Below are 16,848 nucleotides of genomic sequence, written 5' to 3'. Positions count from 1 at the left end.
GGATTAAAAATTATACCGTTAATGTATCAACAATTGCAGTAACTGAACGTATTGCAGTCGTGTTTTCTATAGTTGGTCCGGCAACCCAAACCGTTTTATATGTAAATTCAGTAGCAGCTTTAGTAACGGCATTAGACCCCATCATGTATCGGATCATCTTTACCCACTTCTTCAAGCTTTTATTTTTATTTAAAGTACGCTCTAACCAGGTTTGTTTCGTTCCCACTTTTTGAATGTAAGGCGTATTAATCACCGTACAAGGCGTCCCTGATATTTTCTCAGTCAAGACAATATCTTTCGCACCATAATCAACGCAGGCTTGTTTGTATTCCTCAGAAACTCCAGACTCAATCGAGGCTATAAAAGGACTACCCACAGATACCCCTATCGCACCATAGCTTAACATTTTGTCTAAATCTGATTTAGTACTCACACCACCAGCAGAAATGACAGGCAATCCCGTCTTTTCATTTAGTTCTTTAATCAATTGCTCTGGAGATTGTGGTCCTCTATGACCTCCCGCTAAATTATTAACTGCAATAATAGCATCTGCTCCTAAACTTTCTACTTTTTTGGCGAAAGCCAAATCCGTAACATCGCAAAAAACTTTAATTCCAACTTTATGAGCTGCATTAATAGTTTCTTCCGGCGAGCCTAAAGAAGTAATTATAAAATCAACTTTTTCAGCACACAAAACTTCCAATTGATCTTTGTATTTGATATTTGATTTATTCACAATCAAATTATAACCAAAACTACCTCCCGGTACTTTTGCTGCCCTAAGTTCTAAAATGGAATCGCGCAGTTCCTCTAATGTTCGGTAGTTCAAGGCTGGAATACAACCTGCTACACCCGATTTCATTCCTTCAATTACCATTTCAGTATTCGAAACCAGAAACATAGGTGCCATTATTAGTGGACGATCAATATTCAAAAGGGAAGTTAACGTAGGCTTTGTCATTACTTAAAGTTTTAATTGAAACAAATATAACCAAATATACTATGCACGCCTACTATTTATACACTAAAACAAAATACGCGGCTTAATTCACAGTCTAACTGCCTTCACAAACAAGTAGATATCCCAGCAAAAATGAATTTTTGCTAACATAAAAACTGTAAATCAGTACACTAATAGCGAAATTGTATTTGGTAAAACTGAAACACTTAGGTTTCCCGATGCTAAATATTCCCCATCCACTTCTGATACGGCAATACCATCCACTACACTGATATCTATTTTTTCTGTTTCAAAATAAATTGCTTCAGGATGGTTAACCTTTTTCCCTGATTTCAGATTTTTCAAATTCTTGATATAGTCTACCAAGCTTACTCGGCCTAGTAGGGTTATATTTAATTTCCCATCATCTATCTTAGCAAATGGATTAATTGTAAGCCCATCTCCAAAGATGGTTCCATTACAGATAGCCACCATGAGTACGGGGCCTTCGAAATTAAAATTAGGAGTTGTAATTTTCAAAACGGGCACGCGATATCCAAGAAAAGCACGTAATATAGCTATTCCATACGATGTTTTCCCCCCGAGAAACCGGCGTTGCTTCTCTAGAATTTGTACCACCTTCCCGCCAAAACCGATATCTGTAATATTTATAAAATATGTTTCTCCAAGTGAGGTTTCGATTTTGCCCACATCGACAGATCGTATTTCGTTCCTAAGAACAGCCTCTATAAAAGAGTCGGGATTTAACGCTAAATTAGTTCCTCGTACGAAATCATTTCCCGTGCCGTTAGGCAAGATCCCTAAAGTGATATTGGTGTTTTTACTTTGTACTATTCCGTTTACCACTTCATTTATGGTACCGTCCCCTCCCACTGCTACAATGACGTCGAATCCATTCAAACAAGCCTGATTCGCAAAAACAATGGCCTCTTTCGGTCCTTTAGTAATGAATGATATAGATTCAATTGCACTATGATTTTCGCAACCCGTAATGCTGCGTTTCACCTTATCCGACAGTTTTCGGGAACCATTGATTATAAATGCAATTTTTTTTGCCATTTTCCAAATATATCAAAATTTACCTAAACTATATAGTCCGTTTTTGTACGTAACTAATAAACAATTCCCAGCTGTCAAAATTCGGATTGCCCTTATCCAAAACCTATAAGAGTAGAAACTTTTTGTCGCACAAAAAAAGCAGAAAGTTTTCTTAATACTTTCTACTTTTTTTTATATATCTGCTAACAATACTTAGCTTCAAAAAATGATGGCTAAAATGTAAAAATACATACCTACCAATTAAATATACCTATCACTTGACGCATTATTCACTTTGAAATGCCACCCAAGTAAACTTGTTTCCCTATTTAAGCTCTATTGTACCAATGCATCTGCTTCTAAATATTCATCTAGGTCAATTTCAACATTAGCCATAAAAATTTCAGGTTCCCTTATAGTCAACCAATAATCGGCAACGATACTTAACACAACATCCTTTAAACCACTTAAAGAACTTTCAACTTGATGCTCCTCGTCTTTAATTACTTCGATAAGTAATTCATTTACTTTTTTGATTTTTTCTAAATTCGTCATCCTAATTAATTATTTGATTGCTAACTACAGTTTTAATATGTATCTAAAACATTCAAAATATAGCTGCTAAACTGTTGTATTACTTGTAATTAACAAACACGCAGATTTTCTATATTTTCAAGCTAAAGTAAATGAATTAACTCTTTATGGCAATACCCACTTTTAGTGATATTTTGCATTTAAAAAAAATTCTTAATTTATAAAATAGAAGTTATTTCGCAGCAACCTCTAAAAATATGCGACAGAGAGGCCTATATTGCTTTATACCTTCCGTTTTCAAACCAATTATATTTATAAATTTTAGGATAAATTGAAACTTTTTTTAACTTTAATAAAAAAATGACTAATATTTCTTTAACAGACTGGGTAGGTTATTTAGCATCACTAATATTGATAATTTCATTTTTAATGAAAAATTTCAACACATTTCGGATAATCAATTCAATAGGAGCGGTACTATTTATCCTTTATGGAATTATGCTTTCAATCTCCTGGCCTATTATTATTACAAATGCCTTTATTTTAGGAGTGAATATATATTATCTAACGAAACACTATCGAAATCCTGACCGCAAACAAACGTAATATAAGCTGTAAGTTAAAATCGAAGATTAGCCGAAAGCTGTCTTTCGAAAAAAATACTACAAGAATTGATTATTCGATTATGTAGTGCTAGTAAATTAACGAAAATACCAAAAACTAACTAAAATGATAAAATACTCTACCCTTCTATTGCTCACAATACTACTATTTGTAACAAATGGCTATGCTCAGAATCAAGTAGAAGAAATCGTAGCGAGAGACGGAATTCACTATATCACGACATCCATTGATTACCCTATAATCGGAACCTACCTCTTTGAAGGCGAAACAGAACCTATTGTACAATTAAATCCCAACGGAACTGGCGTTTTTCAACTGCACGACTTGTCAAAAATAGCCATGGCATGGGGAATTGAATGTTTTAAGAATGGAACACCAATCTACCAAAAAGGATTTAATTATGCAGTATACACCCTCTGGTATAAAAGCAATGAACAGTTTGCAGAAACGGATGCTAAAAATAATTGGATTAATGCACATTTTTCTATTCACTTTGAAAAGAAGAAAATGTTCATCTTAGGAGAACGAAGTAAAGACTATGTAGAGTAAACTATAAAATCATACCAAAAAGCCGAAACAAATTGTTTCGGCTTTTGATTTTATAGATAAATGAATATTTGCACGTACTATTTATTTTTCCAATAGTTTCTCACTATAATATGCTATTTCATCTGTAATTAATCCTTCACCATTGAAAGTATCAATAAAAAGGACCGGTAACACTATTTTTTTATTATCCGATTTTCTTGTCATGTTACAATTCCACCACGACTGAACAACTTTTGCGTCTCCAAGTTCGTAATTAAAATAATCCGGATACCCTACCATATCCATACTTAAAATATCAAATTGCTGCGTCATCTTTTTATCCATTTCCTTCATTTGGTCCAGGTTTAAACTTTTTTCATCTGGAGCCATATTTATATTTCTGAAACTTGCATTTTTATCATAAAAACTATAGGCTTTATCATAATCTTTGTTTCCAAATGCTTGAACCATCACTCTTACTTTATTAATATAGTCATGATGATTATATATCGTTCCGTTTTTTCTGACACTATAACTATCATTAATTTCACTGCCAACACCAGCGTCAGAATAAGTCATTATTGATTTTATTTTCTTGTCTTTATTTACTACGAATAACTTATGTACTGGCATGTCAATTTTTACCCCCGTTTTTTTGTGCACTCCTTTCACATCTTCCCAAGTCTGTACCCAAACAACGTCTTTTTGATTGTCATCGGTATATTCTAATGCATCAGGATAGGCACCTGTAGAACGTTTAATACTTAGATAATCAATATTATCTTTCCAATTTTTAACACTTTTTAAAAAAGAAGCTTTATCACTCCCTTTATCAGCTTGATTGGTACCACTAAAGGATTTAAAATCATCAGCTAAATAACTAGCTACTTTATTTTCATCTCCACTAACAAAGGCCTTAGTCATGGCTTCAACTACGGTAATAGCAGGATGCTCAACATAAATAGTACCATTAGCTTTCTTTTGCGCGTATGTGATAAGAGTTGTCCCCATCATCACAATTAGTAATGCTTTTTTCATTTTATTGATAGTATTAGTTAATAATACATTAAATATAGCGAAAATATACATAAATACCTGATAATCAACCATATATAAATAAAATTCCAATCAAAAAGAGCATACAAACAAGCACAAATTCTTTTCAATCTAAACTCTAAATTTTAGGAAATCAATTATTCAGACTTCAATCAGGAGCGACTTTACTCTTTTGCAAAGTCTACTATTATTAGTATCCTATGACAGCTTTATAAAACGAAAAACTGCCATTCGAACAAAATGAAAGAGGGCTTCTTTACAATAAATAAAATTAACTATCGGTAGATTACAAACCTCTTGAATAGCATTAAATTCCATCAATAACGCTGTATGATTTACAAAAAAATAATAATTATCATTATTTTTTAACTATTTTGCATCACTATTAAATATCATATGATGACAGCCGTAACTAGAATTTTTGATTTCCCGTATTATCAGCTAGAACAATATTCTTCAATCGCAGATGCTTTAGCAACAAAGAAGAATGGTGTTTGGATAAAAACTTCAACTGAAGAGTTTATTTCCATAGCCAATGCTGTTTCCAGAGCACTCTTAAGAATGGGTATTCAGAAAGACGATAAAGTCGCGATGATTTCTACAAACAACAGAACGGAATGGAGTATTATGGACATTGGGATTCTACAGACTGCGGCCCAAAATGTACCCATCTACCCTACAATCACGGCAGATGATTATGCATACATCCTCAATCATTCTGGCGCAACTTATTGTTTTATATCTGATGTAGAAATATTTGAGAAAATAAATACAATACGCGATAAAGTTCCAGCATTAAAAGAAGTGTACTCATTCGATGAAATTCCAGGTTGTAAAAACTGGTCAGAATTGCTTCTTCTTGGAGAAGACCAAAGCAATAAAAATGAACTAGAAGAACGAAAAGAAAAAGTACTACCTAACGATTTAGCTACCATTATCTATACCTCTGGAACTACTGGAACACCAAAAGGGGTTATGCTTTCTCATAACAACCTAGTTTCTAATGTCCAAGCAATTGTTAACTTAGTTCCGTTCCCAGCCGGAAAAGCTAAAGCACTGAGCTTTCTCCCTGTCTGTCATATTTTTGAACGCACCGCTTTATATTTATATCAATATCATGGTGTTTCCATTTATTTTGGGGAATCTATAGAGAAAATCAGCGAAAATATAAAAGATGTAAAACCAACTATGATTACTGCGGTACCAAGGCTCCTTGAAAAAGTATATGATAAGATCTATGCAAAAGGAACGGAACTAACCGGAATAAAAAGGAAACTTTTCTTTTGGGCTGTAGATTTAGGATTACGATTTGAGCCATATGGAGCCAACGGTTTATGGTATGAAATACAACTTAAAATTGCCCGAAAATTAATTTTCAGCAAATGGAAAGAAGGATTAGGTGGAAACATCGAATTGATAGTAAGCGGTAGCGCTGCCTTGCAACCCAGATTAGCTCGTGTATTTACGGCAGCAGACATTCCTATTTTGGAAGGTTATGGATTAACCGAAACCTCCCCAGCAATTTCATTTAATGACTTAAATAATAAAGGATTACGAATAGGAACAGTAGGAAAAGTAATTGAGCATGTAGAAGTAAAAATTGCCGAAGACGGGGAAATCCTTTGTAAGGGTCCTAACGTAATGTTGGGTTACTACAAAGATGAAAAATTAACCAATGAAGTCATTGTTGACCATTATTTCCATACTGGAGATATAGGAATCATCGATGAAGACGGCTTCTTAAAAATAACGGATCGAAAAAAGGAAATGTTCAAAACCTCCGGAGGGAAGTACATAGCTCCACAATTAATCGAAAACACAATGAAACAATCTCGTTTTATTGAACAGATTATCGTCATAGGAGAAGGACAAAAAATGGCAGCCGCAATTATTCAACCTAACTTTGAATTCCTAAAAGAATGGGCTACGATCCATAAAATGGATATTGGAAAAACCAATAGTGAACATGTAGTTCATGAAAAAGTACTGGAACGAATACAACAAGACATTGACAATTTAAATGAAAAATTTGGAAGCTGGGAAAAAATCAAACGATTTGAATTGACAGCAGACGTTTGGTCTATTGACGGCGGACAATTGACTCCAACCCTGAAACTGAAAAGAAAAGCTATTAAAGAGCTTTATAAAGAGCAGTACCAGAAAATATACAGTTAGCGTGGCGGTACTTTACAGAAAACCATAGCTATTAGCCGTTATAATAACGCTGAAATTAAAGAACTATTGAAGTTTGTTGTCGAATAAATGAGAGTAAAAAGTAGAAATGCATCCAATTGATGTAAAATTTTATTCTTTAAAATAAGTACTATGTATTTAAACAGAGACTACTTCTACCTCTTTGTTTGACTTATAGTCAAGCTTTTAAACTCAAAATAAAGAAATCGATTTCGTAACAGAATGTAGATAACATTTAATTTTTCCATTTTAATTTTTAAAATCCAAAATTATTGTCATTTTTTATTTAATTTGCGATAAAATTCAACCTTCGCATAATGACTCAAGTAACCAGACTCTTTGATTTCCCTTATTATCAACAAGACAAATATACTTCAATTCCAGACGCTTTAAATACAAAGCAGGATGGTGTTTGGATAAAAACATCCACACAAGAATATATTTCTCAAGCAAATGCAGTCTCGAGAGCATTATTACGAATGGGAATTAAAAAAGACGATAAAATCGCCGTTATTTCTTCCAGCAACAGAACGGAATGGAATATTATGGACATTGGTATTCTGCAAACTGGAGCCCAAAACGTACCCATATACCCAACAATTACCGAAGACGATTATGAATACATATTGAACCACTCCGGAGCAATATATTGTTTTGTATCTGATGCAGAAATACTTAAAAAAGTAAATTTAATAAAAGAGAAAGTTCCTAACCTAAAAGAAGTCTTTTCTTTTAACCCTATCGAAGGTTGTAAAAACTGGAAGGAATTACTTGTTCTTGGCGAAGACCAAAGCAATCAAAATGATGTTGATTACAGCAAAAGTTTGGTTAAACCTGGTGATTTAGCCACAATCATTTATACATCAGGAACAACAGGTCGACCAAAAGGAGTTATGCTTTCACATAATAATATCGTGTCAGACGTATTAAACAGTGCTCCAAGAATTCCATTTGAGGCTGGAAAAAGTACTGCATTAAGCTTCCTTCCTGTTTGCCATATTTTTGAAAGAATGATTTTGTATTTACACCAATACTATGGTGTTTCAATATATTTTGGAGAATCTATTGAGAAAATCAGTGATAATATAAAAGAAGTAAAGCCAACAGTTATTACAGTTGTTCCAAGGCTTATTGAAAAAGTATATGATAAAATCTATGCCAAAGGGGCAGAACTTACTGGGGTTAAAAAGAAATTGTTCTTTTGGGCAATTGAATTGGGATTAGCCTATGAACCATATGGTGCTAATGGTCTATGGTATGAAATGCAACTTAAAATTGCGCGAAAATTAATTTTCAGCAAATGGAAAGAAGGATTAGGTGGTAACTTAGATTTAATGGTTTCAGGAAGTGCTGCGCTACAACCTAGATTAACTCGGATTTTTGCTGCGGCCGGAATTCCAGTAATGGAAGGGTATGGTTTAACCGAAACTTCACCAGTTATATCCGTAAATGATGTAAGAAATGGAGGTTTCAGAGTTGGAACTGTTGGAAGAGTAATTGATAATGTAGATGTTAAAATTGCCGAAGACGGCGAAATCCTTTGTAAAGGACCTAATGTAATGATGGGTTATTATAAAGATGAAAAATTAACGAGTGAAGTCATAGTTGACGGTTATTTTCACACTGGGGATATAGGAAACTTAGACAAGGATGGTTTTTTAAAAATCACGGATCGCAAGAAAGAAATGTTCAAAACTTCTGGAGGGAAATATATTGCACCACAACTTATTGAAAACACAATGAAACAATCTCGTTTCATAACTGAAATTATGGTGATCGGTGACGGACAAAAAATGCCGGCAGCCTTCATTCAACCTGATTTTGAATTCGTAAAAGAATGGGCACTTATTCATAAAATAGACATAGGAGCAAGCAATGAAGACATTGTGTCTAACGAAAAAGTAATTGCAAGAATTCAGGAAGAAATTGATGGTTTAAACGAGAAATTTGGAAATTGGGAGAAGATTAAACGTTTTGAACTAACTCCAGATATTTGGTCAATAGAAGGTGGTCAACTTACACCAACACTCAAGCTAAAAAGAAAAATAGTTATGGAAAAATATATCAATTTATTCCATAAAATCTACAATTAATGTAATACTCTCGTTTAGAATTATAACTAATAAATACGGTAACCATGAAACTAAAAATCCTGTTTTATTCTCTATTAAGTATTTTGTTATTTTCTAATTGCGAGCAAAAGAAAGAGGAAGATCCTATTAAAGCGAATTATTTGGATTATTCTAAACGAGAATTCCAATATACGGGAGGTATAAAAATGATTCCTATTACTACACCAAAAGGAACCTTTAAAGTGTGGACAAAAACCGTGGGGAATAACCCTACAATTAAAGTATTATTACTTCACGGTGGACCTGGATTAACACACGAATTATACGAATGTTTTGACGGTTATTTCCCAAACGAAAGCATCGAATACATTTATTACGATCAATTGGGGTCTTATTACAGTGATCAGCCTAATGATGACAGCTTATGGACTAACGAACGTTTCGTTGAGGAAGTAGAACAAGTCCGAATTGCACTAGGTGCAGACAGTTCTAATTTTTATATCTTAGGGCAATCTTGGGGCGGAATCCTAGCCATGGAGTATGCATTAAAGTACCAAAAGAATTTAAAAGGTTTGATCATATCTAATATGATGGCCAGTATTCCTGAATATAATGCCTACGCCCAAGAAGTTCTTGCACCACAAATGGATCCGAAAATCCTAAAAGAACTGCAGCAAATGGAGAAAAACAATGACTTTGACAATCCAAAATACAGCGAGTTACTTTTCAAATATTATTACACAGAACACATTCTAAGAAAGCCTTTGGAAGAATGGCCCGAATCAATCAATCGCTGTTTCAAGCACATCAACCCTAATGTTTATGTATTTATGCAGGGACACAGTGAATTTGGTATTACTGGAAATGCCTCGCTAAAAAATTGGGATGTAAAAGACAGACTAAAAACATTAACGGTCCCAACACTGTCAATTGGTTCTAAATATGACACCATGGATCCGGAACATATGAAATGGATTGCCAATGAAGTTCAAAACGGAAGGTTTCTATTTTGCCCAAATGGCAGTCACCTTTCACAATATGATGATCAAAAAACATATTTTAACGGATTGATAAAATTTTTAAAAGACGTAGATAACGGCACTTTTAAAAAGGGATAACACGAAAAGTATTGACACCACATAATTACTGTTAATCCAGATTGTTTTTTCTAACCACATTACCCCCCTCCTTTTTCGAAGAAAACAAGCACTTACCATTGCGTATTTGGTGTTTTTTTATACTTTTTAATGCCGTATTGCTTATTTTTTAATATCTTTAATAATAAATATAAAGACTAATAAAAGCAACAAACTTTATAGTTTCTGGTATTGTAGCAGGTATTTTCTACTTTCTCTTAGGTGGGCTATTCTATGGAATCGTCTTTAAAGACATTTTTCCCCAAGACGAAATATGAACTTAGCTATTTGTACTTTTAGTAAGTGTTACCTATAGATTCTTTGCTTCCTATATAATGAATCGGTTTTCGATAATTAAAAACCCTATCATTGGTTTACAAATAGGATCTATAATTGGATTTTTTTCTAGTTTGTCGATGAACTTTTTCATGTATTCCAATATGCCTGTAAATTATGAAAATATGGCTATTGATATTCTTATTTCAATAATAACAGGGGCTAGTATAGGAACATCAATTGCTTTTGTTAACGGAAAGCTTAAATAGAACTTTGATAATTCGACATTTTCTAAAAAAACTTCTCCTTTTGTGAGGAGTTTTTTTGTAATCATAAATTTTTAACACAAAAATAAATTAATTTTATTATGCGTGCATAGTATTTTTTTATTATATTTGAAATCGATATAGTTATATATGAAAGATAAAACAATAGATTACATTTTAAGAGCTACTTGGCAAGCTGTTTCAAGAATGTACAATGAAGAAGCTTCAAAGTACGGTGCCACAATGGCAACAGGGTTTGCCTTGTTGAGTATGGATAAAAATGTAGGTACGCCTTCTACGTCCTTAGGTCCTAAAATGGGAATGGAGGCAACCAGTCTTACCAGAACCTTAAAATCTATGGAAGAAAAAGGACTAATAATCCGTAAGAAAAATCCAGATGATGGTCGTGGCGTCTTAATATACTTAACTGAGTTAGGGAAAGAAAAAAGAGATTTATCAAAAAACACTGTTTTAAAGTTTAATGAAACCGTAAAAAATCACATTACGGATGAGAAACTACAACACTTTATTGAAGTCTCCGAAACGATCAACGAATTAATTCAAAATAAACATATATTTAATCAAACTGAAAAAATAGACAATGAAACGCACAATTAAAAAAGTTGCAGTAATCGGATCCGGAATTATGGGTTCGGGAATTGCTTGCCATTTTGCCAATATTGGTGTCGAAGTTTTACTTCTCGATATCGTTCCTAGAGAACTTACTGAAGTAGAGACAAAGAAAGGATTGACATTAGAAAGTAAAATTGTTCGCAATCGCTTAGTAAATGAGCACTTAAACAATGCTCTGAAATCGAAACCCTCTCCTATTTACAGCCAAAAATTCGCAAACCGAATTACAACTGGAAATACAACCGACGATATGGCAAAAATTGCTGACGTTGATTGGATTATTGAGGTTGTTGTAGAAAGATTAGATATCAAAAAATTAGTATTTGAACAAGTGGAAAAATACCGTAAACCGGGTACTTTGATTACTTCAAATACATCAGGAATTCCAATTCACTTTATGAGTGAAGGAAGATCTGAAGATTTTCAAAAACACTTCTGTGGGACTCACTTTTTTAACCCTGCACGTTACTTAAAATTATTCGAAATTATTCCTGGTCCACAAACTTCATCTGAAGTATTGGATTTCCTTACTATATATGGAGAGAAATTTTTAGGAAAAACTTCGGTTGTTGCTAAAGATACTCCTGCTTTCATCGGAAACCGTGTTGGAATTTACGGTATTCAAAGTTTATTCCATTTGGTTAAAGAAATGGGCTTAACTATTGAAGAAGTAGATAAATTGACTGGTCCAGTTATTGGTCGTCCAAAATCGGCTACTTTTAGAACAGTGGATGTGGTAGGATTAGATACTTTAGTTCATGTTGCGAACGGTATTTATGAAAACTGTCCAAATGATGAACAACACGAATTGTTCAAATTACCAGATTTCGTCAATAAAATGATGGAAAATAAATGGTTAGGTAGTAAAACAGGGCAAGGTTTTTATAAAAAAGAAGGAAAAGAAATTCTGACTTTAGACTTAAACACTTTAGAATATAGAGCAGCTAAAAAAGCATCTTTTGCTACTTTAGAACTTACTAAAACAATTGACAAGCCTATTAACCGCTTTAAAGTTCTTGTAAAAGGAAAAGACAAAGCAGGTGAATTTTACCGCAAGAGTTTTGCTGGTATGTTTGCTTATGTTTCAAACAGAATTCCAGAAATCTCAGATGAACTATACAAAATCGATGATGCCATGAAAGCTGGTTTCGGTTGGGAAAATGGTCCATTCGAAATTTGGGATGCTATTGGAGTAGAAAAAGGGGTCGCCATTATGAAAGCGGAAGGTCTTGAACCAGCTGCTTGGGTAAATGAGATGTTAGCTGCAGGAAACAAAAGTTTTTACACTGTTAAAGACGGTGCTACTAATTTTTACAACATTCCTACAAAAGCACAAACTAAAATTCCAGGTCAAGATGATTTTATCATCCTGAACAACATTCGCGAAAGCAAAAAAATATGGAGTAACAGTGGTGGTGTGATCACTGACTTAGGTGATGGAATCATCAACTTAGAGTTCCTATCAAAAATGAATACTATTGGTGGTGATGTTTTACAAGCAATCAATAAAGCAATTGACTTAGCCGAAAAAGAATACCAAGGATTAGTTATTGGTAATCAAGCAGGAAACTTCTCTGTTGGAGCAAACATCGGTATGATCTTTATGATGGCCGTGGAGCAAGAATATGATGAGTTGAATATGGCTATCAAAATGTTCCAAGATACGATGATGCGTGTACGTTATTCTTCTATACCAGTAGTAGTAGCACCACACGGAATGACTTTTGGTGGTGGATGCGAAATGAGCTTACACGCTGATAAAGTTGTTGCTGCTGCAGAAACATACATGGGACTTGTTGAATTTGGTGTAGGTGTGATTCCTGGTGGTGGAGGTTCTAAAGAACTAGCATTGCGTGCATCAGACTTATTCCATAAAAATGATGTGGAGCTTAATGTATTGCAAGAATATTTCTTGACGATCGCTATGGCAAAAGTATCGACTTCAGGTTACGAAGCATTTGACACAGGATTGTTACAACACGGTAAAGATATTATTGTGGTAAACAAAGACCGTCAAATCGCCGAAGCGAAGAAACATGCTTTATTAATGGCCGAAGCTGGTTATACACAACCTATCCGCAGAACGGACGTAAAAGTATTAGGAAAACAAGCTTTAGGGATGTTCTTAGTAGGTACAGACCAAATGGAAGCTGGAAAATACATTTCTGAGCATGATAAGAAGATCGCTAACAAACTAGCTTATGTAATGGCTGGTGGTGATTTATCTGAGACAACATTAGTATCAGAACAATACCTATTGGATCTGGAACGTGAAGCCTTCTTATCACTTTGTACTGAAAGAAAAACATTGGAAAGAATCCAATTTATGTTAACCAAAGGGAAACCTCTAAGAAACTAAAAAAATGAAAACAGCCTATATAGTAAAAGCATACAGAACAGCCGTAGGGAAAGCTCCTAAAGGGGTGTTCAGATTTAAAAGACCTGATGAGTTAGCAGCAGAAACTATTCAATTCATGATGAATGAATTACCAGATTTTGACAAAACTCGTATTGATGATGTTATGGTAGGAAATGCCATGCCTGAAGCAGAACAAGGACTTAATGTGGGACGTTTAATCTCTTTAATGGGATTAAAAATTGAAGATGTTCCAGGAGTAACAGTAAATAGATACTGTGCTTCTGGATTAGAAACAATAGGAATGGCTACAGCAAAAATACAGTCAGGAATGGCACATTGTATTATTGCAGGTGGTGCTGAAAGTATGAGTTTTATCCCGATGGGAGGTTACAAACCAACTCCAGATTATGCTGTTGCAAAAGCTGGAAACGAAGACTACTACTGGGGAATGGGCTTAACAGCCGAAGCAGTAGCACAGCAATTTAAAGTGTCTAGAGAAGATCAAGATGAGTTTGCTTACAATTCTCATATGAAAGCCTTAAAAGCACAAGCTGATGGTAAATTTGACAAACAAATTGTTCCTATCACAGTAGAACAAACGTTTATCAATGAAAATGGTAAAAAAGAAACAAAGTCTTACGTAGTAAACAAAGATGAAGGACCAAGATTTGGAACTTCAAAAGAAGCATTAGCAGGTTTAAGACCCGTTTTTGAAGCTGGTGGAAGCGTAACAGCTGGTAACTCCTCACAAATGAGTGATGGCGCCGCTTTTGTACTTGTAATGAGCGAAGAGATGGTAAAAGAACTAAACCTAGAACCTATCGCTAGATTAGTAAACTTTGCTTCTGCAGGTGTTGAACCAAGAATCATGGGAATAGGACCTGTAAAAGCAATACCAAAAGTATTGAAACAAGCAGGACTATCTATCAATGATATCGACTTAATAGAACTAAACGAAGCTTTTGCCTCACAATCGCTAGCAGTAATAAGAGAACTTGATTTAAATCCTGATATCATCAATGTAAACGGTGGTGCAATCGCAATGGGACATCCACTAGGTTGTACAGGTGCTAAACTATCTGTTCAATTATTTGACGAAATGAAACGTCGTGGTAACAAATACGGAATCGTTACGATGTGTGTTGGTACAGGTCAAGGTTCTGCAGGTATTTATGAAGTGATGTAGTTTGTGACTTCCATCAATTTTATCAACTTGAAATTATTGAAGGATTTAGATAATAAAAAAAATAAAAAAATATCATTTAAAAAAATAATAAAATGAGCGACGTAACTAGAGGAGGACAATTCCTTGTAAAAGAAACAAAGTGCGAAGATATCTTCACTCCTGAGGATTTCAATGAAGAACAATTAATGATGCGTGACTCTGTAAAAGAGTTTGTAGACAAAGAATTATGGCCTAATAAAGACCGTTTTGAAAAGAAAGATTACGCCTTAACTGAAGAAACTATGCGTAAAGCGGGTGACTTAGGTTTTTTAAGCGTTGCTGTTCCTGAAGCTTACGGTGGAATGGGAATGGGATTTGTAAATACAGTTTTGGTTTGTGATTATATCTCAGGAGCAACGGGATCATTCTCAACTGCTTTTGGAGCACATACAGGAATTGGAACTATGCCAATCACTTTATACGGTACAGAAGAACAAAAACAAAAATACGTACCTAAATTAGCTTCTGGCGAATGGTTTGGTGCTTATTGTTTGACTGAGCCAGGTGCTGGGTCAGATGCGAATTCAGGAAAAACAAAAGCTGTTTTATCTGAAGACGGAAAATCATATTCTATCACAGGTCAAAAAATGTGGATTTCGAATGCAGGTTTCTGTAGCGTATTCATCGTTTTTGCACGTATTGGAGATGATAAAAACATCACTGGTTTTATTGTTGAAAATTCTGATGACAATGGAATCTCAATGGGTGAAGAAGAACACAAATTAGGAATTCGTGCTTCTTCAACTCGTCAAGTTTTCTTTAACGAAACTAAAGTTCCTGTTGAAAACATGCTTTCTGAAAGAGGGAATGGTTTTAAAATTGCTATGAATGCTTTGAATGTTGGTCGTATCAAATTGGCTGCAGCCTGTCTTGACGCACAACGTAGAGTGATTACTAATGCAACTGTATATGCAAACGAAAGAATCCAGTTTAACACTGCAATTTCACAGTTTGGAGCGATTCGTTCTAAATTAGCTGAAATGGCAACTTCCTGTTACGCTGGTGAAAGTGCTACTTATAGAGCAGCAAAAAATATTGAAGATAGAATCTCTGCTCGTGAAGCTGAAGGAGCTACGCATCAAGACGCCGAATTAAAAGGGGTTGAAGAATATGCTATCGAATGTTCAGTCCTTAAAGTGGCGGTTTCTGAAGATGTACAAAACTGTGCTGATGAAGGAATTCAAATCTTTGGTGGAATGGGATTCTCAGAAGACACTCCAATGGAAAGTGCTTGGAGAGATGCTCGTATCGCTCGTATCTACGAAGGTACTAACGAAATCAACAGAATGCTTTCAGTAGGAATGTTGATTAAAAAAGCGATGAAAGGTCATGTTGACTTATTAGGACCTGCTTCAAAAGTGCAAGAAGAGTTAATGGGAATACCTTCTTTTGAAACTCCTGACTACTCTCAATTATTTGCTGAGGAAAAAGAAATGATTGCTAAATTGAAAAAAGCATTCTTAATGGTAGCAGGTGGTGCCGTTCAAAAATACGGACCAGACTTAGATGCACACCAACAGTTATTAATGGCAGCTTCTGATATTCTTATCGAAATCTACATGGCTGAAAGTACCATTTTAAGAACTGAAAAAATGGCCAAAAAAGAAGGTGAAGACAAAATAGTGGAACAAATTGCAATGGCAAAATTATACTTGTACCAAGCAGTTGATGTTGTAACTCTAAAAGGAAAAGAAAGCATAATCTCTTTTGCTGAAGGTGACGAACAACGTATGATGCTTATGGGGTTGAGACGTTTTACTAAATATACTAATATGCCAAATGTTGTTGGACTAAGAGAAGCTATTACTTCTAAATTAGTTGCAGAAAACGAATATTGCTTTTAAGCAAAAAGATAGTTTTTAGTTAAATTTTATTTGTTAAAAAAACCGCAATCATCACTGATTGCGGTTTTTTAATTTCTATATCCAATGGTTTTTATTTCAACGG

General features: G+C 34.4%; 12 protein-coding genes. 8 read left to right on the top strand and 4 right to left on the bottom strand.

The window, feature by feature from the left end; genetic code table 11:
- Nucleotides 1-10: 10 nt before the first annotated feature.
- The 3 genes from AAC069_RS13985 to AAC069_RS13975 all read right to left on the bottom strand — a co-directional run bounded on the left by AAC069_RS13985 (nucleotide 11) and on the right by AAC069_RS13975 (nucleotide 2,554).
- Nucleotides 11-961: a nitronate monooxygenase gene (locus AAC069_RS13985; RefSeq protein ID WP_339921079.1), complete on the bottom strand. Its 951-nt coding sequence runs from the start codon at nucleotides 959-961 to the stop codon at nucleotides 11-13.
- A 162-nt stretch (nucleotides 962-1,123) separates the two neighbouring features.
- Complete coding sequence (locus tag AAC069_RS13980) at nucleotides 1,124-2,020, bottom strand: diacylglycerol kinase family protein (RefSeq protein WP_339921078.1); 897 nt, start codon at nucleotides 2,018-2,020, stop codon at nucleotides 1,124-1,126.
- 315 nt (nucleotides 2,021-2,335) lie between these two features.
- A complete protein-coding gene (locus AAC069_RS13975) occupies nucleotides 2,336-2,554 on the bottom strand; it encodes a hypothetical protein (RefSeq protein WP_339921077.1) in 219 nt (72 codons plus the stop codon).
- Nucleotides 2,555-3,262: 708 nt separating this feature from the next.
- On the opposite strand from AAC069_RS13975, the gene AAC069_RS13970 reads away from it, so the two are divergent.
- Nucleotides 3,263-3,706, top strand: a complete 444-nt coding sequence (locus tag AAC069_RS13970) for a hypothetical protein (protein ID WP_339921076.1) — start codon at nucleotides 3,263-3,265, stop codon at nucleotides 3,704-3,706.
- Nucleotides 3,707-3,787: 81 nt separating this feature from the next.
- Here the strand turns inward: AAC069_RS13970 and AAC069_RS13965 are convergent, their stop codons facing one another.
- Nucleotides 3,788-4,723 carry a nuclear transport factor 2 family protein gene (locus AAC069_RS13965; protein WP_339921075.1) on the bottom strand — a complete coding sequence of 312 codons (936 nt, stop codon included), beginning with the start codon at nucleotides 4,721-4,723 and terminating at the stop codon, nucleotides 3,788-3,790.
- A gap of 417 nt (nucleotides 4,724-5,140) precedes the next feature.
- Between AAC069_RS13965 and AAC069_RS13960 the strand changes: the two genes are divergently transcribed.
- The 7 genes from AAC069_RS13960 (at nucleotide 5,141) to AAC069_RS13930 (ending at nucleotide 16,745) form a co-directional block, all read left to right on the top strand.
- A complete protein-coding gene (locus AAC069_RS13960) occupies nucleotides 5,141-6,916 on the top strand; it encodes an AMP-binding protein (RefSeq protein WP_339921095.1) in 1,776 nt (591 codons plus the stop codon).
- 335 nt (nucleotides 6,917-7,251) lie between these two features.
- Complete coding sequence (locus AAC069_RS13955) at nucleotides 7,252-9,027, top strand: long-chain fatty acid--CoA ligase (protein WP_339921074.1); 1,776 nt, start codon at nucleotides 7,252-7,254, stop codon at nucleotides 9,025-9,027.
- Between the two features lie 44 nt (nucleotides 9,028-9,071).
- Nucleotides 9,072-10,124: a proline iminopeptidase-family hydrolase gene (locus tag AAC069_RS13950; protein WP_339921072.1), complete on the top strand. Its 1,053-nt coding sequence runs from the start codon at nucleotides 9,072-9,074 to the stop codon at nucleotides 10,122-10,124.
- 710 nt (nucleotides 10,125-10,834) lie between these two features.
- Nucleotides 10,835-11,302 (top strand): MarR family transcriptional regulator, encoded by a 468-nt coding sequence (locus AAC069_RS13945; RefSeq protein ID WP_339921071.1) that lies wholly within the window; start codon nucleotides 10,835-10,837, stop codon nucleotides 11,300-11,302.
- Entirely contained in the window at nucleotides 11,286-13,676 is a 2,391-nt protein-coding gene (locus AAC069_RS13940) for a 3-hydroxyacyl-CoA dehydrogenase NAD-binding domain-containing protein (protein WP_339921070.1), read from the top strand. Before AAC069_RS13945 ends, AAC069_RS13940 begins: the two co-directional genes overlap by 17 nt.
- A gap of 4 nt (nucleotides 13,677-13,680) precedes the next feature.
- Nucleotides 13,681-14,862 (top strand): acetyl-CoA C-acyltransferase, encoded by a 1,182-nt coding sequence (locus AAC069_RS13935; RefSeq protein ID WP_339921069.1) that lies wholly within the window; start codon nucleotides 13,681-13,683, stop codon nucleotides 14,860-14,862.
- A gap of 92 nt (nucleotides 14,863-14,954) precedes the next feature.
- Nucleotides 14,955-16,745, top strand: a complete 1,791-nt coding sequence (locus tag AAC069_RS13930) for an acyl-CoA dehydrogenase family protein (protein WP_339921068.1) — start codon at nucleotides 14,955-14,957, stop codon at nucleotides 16,743-16,745.
- Nucleotides 16,746-16,848: the final 103 nt, after the last annotated feature.

The sequence above is a fragment of the uncultured Flavobacterium sp. genome (genome assembly GCF_963974175.1).
Taxonomy (GTDB): domain Bacteria; phylum Bacteroidota; class Bacteroidia; order Flavobacteriales; family Flavobacteriaceae; genus Flavobacterium.
This window is presented reverse-complemented; position numbering and strand designations above follow the sequence as displayed.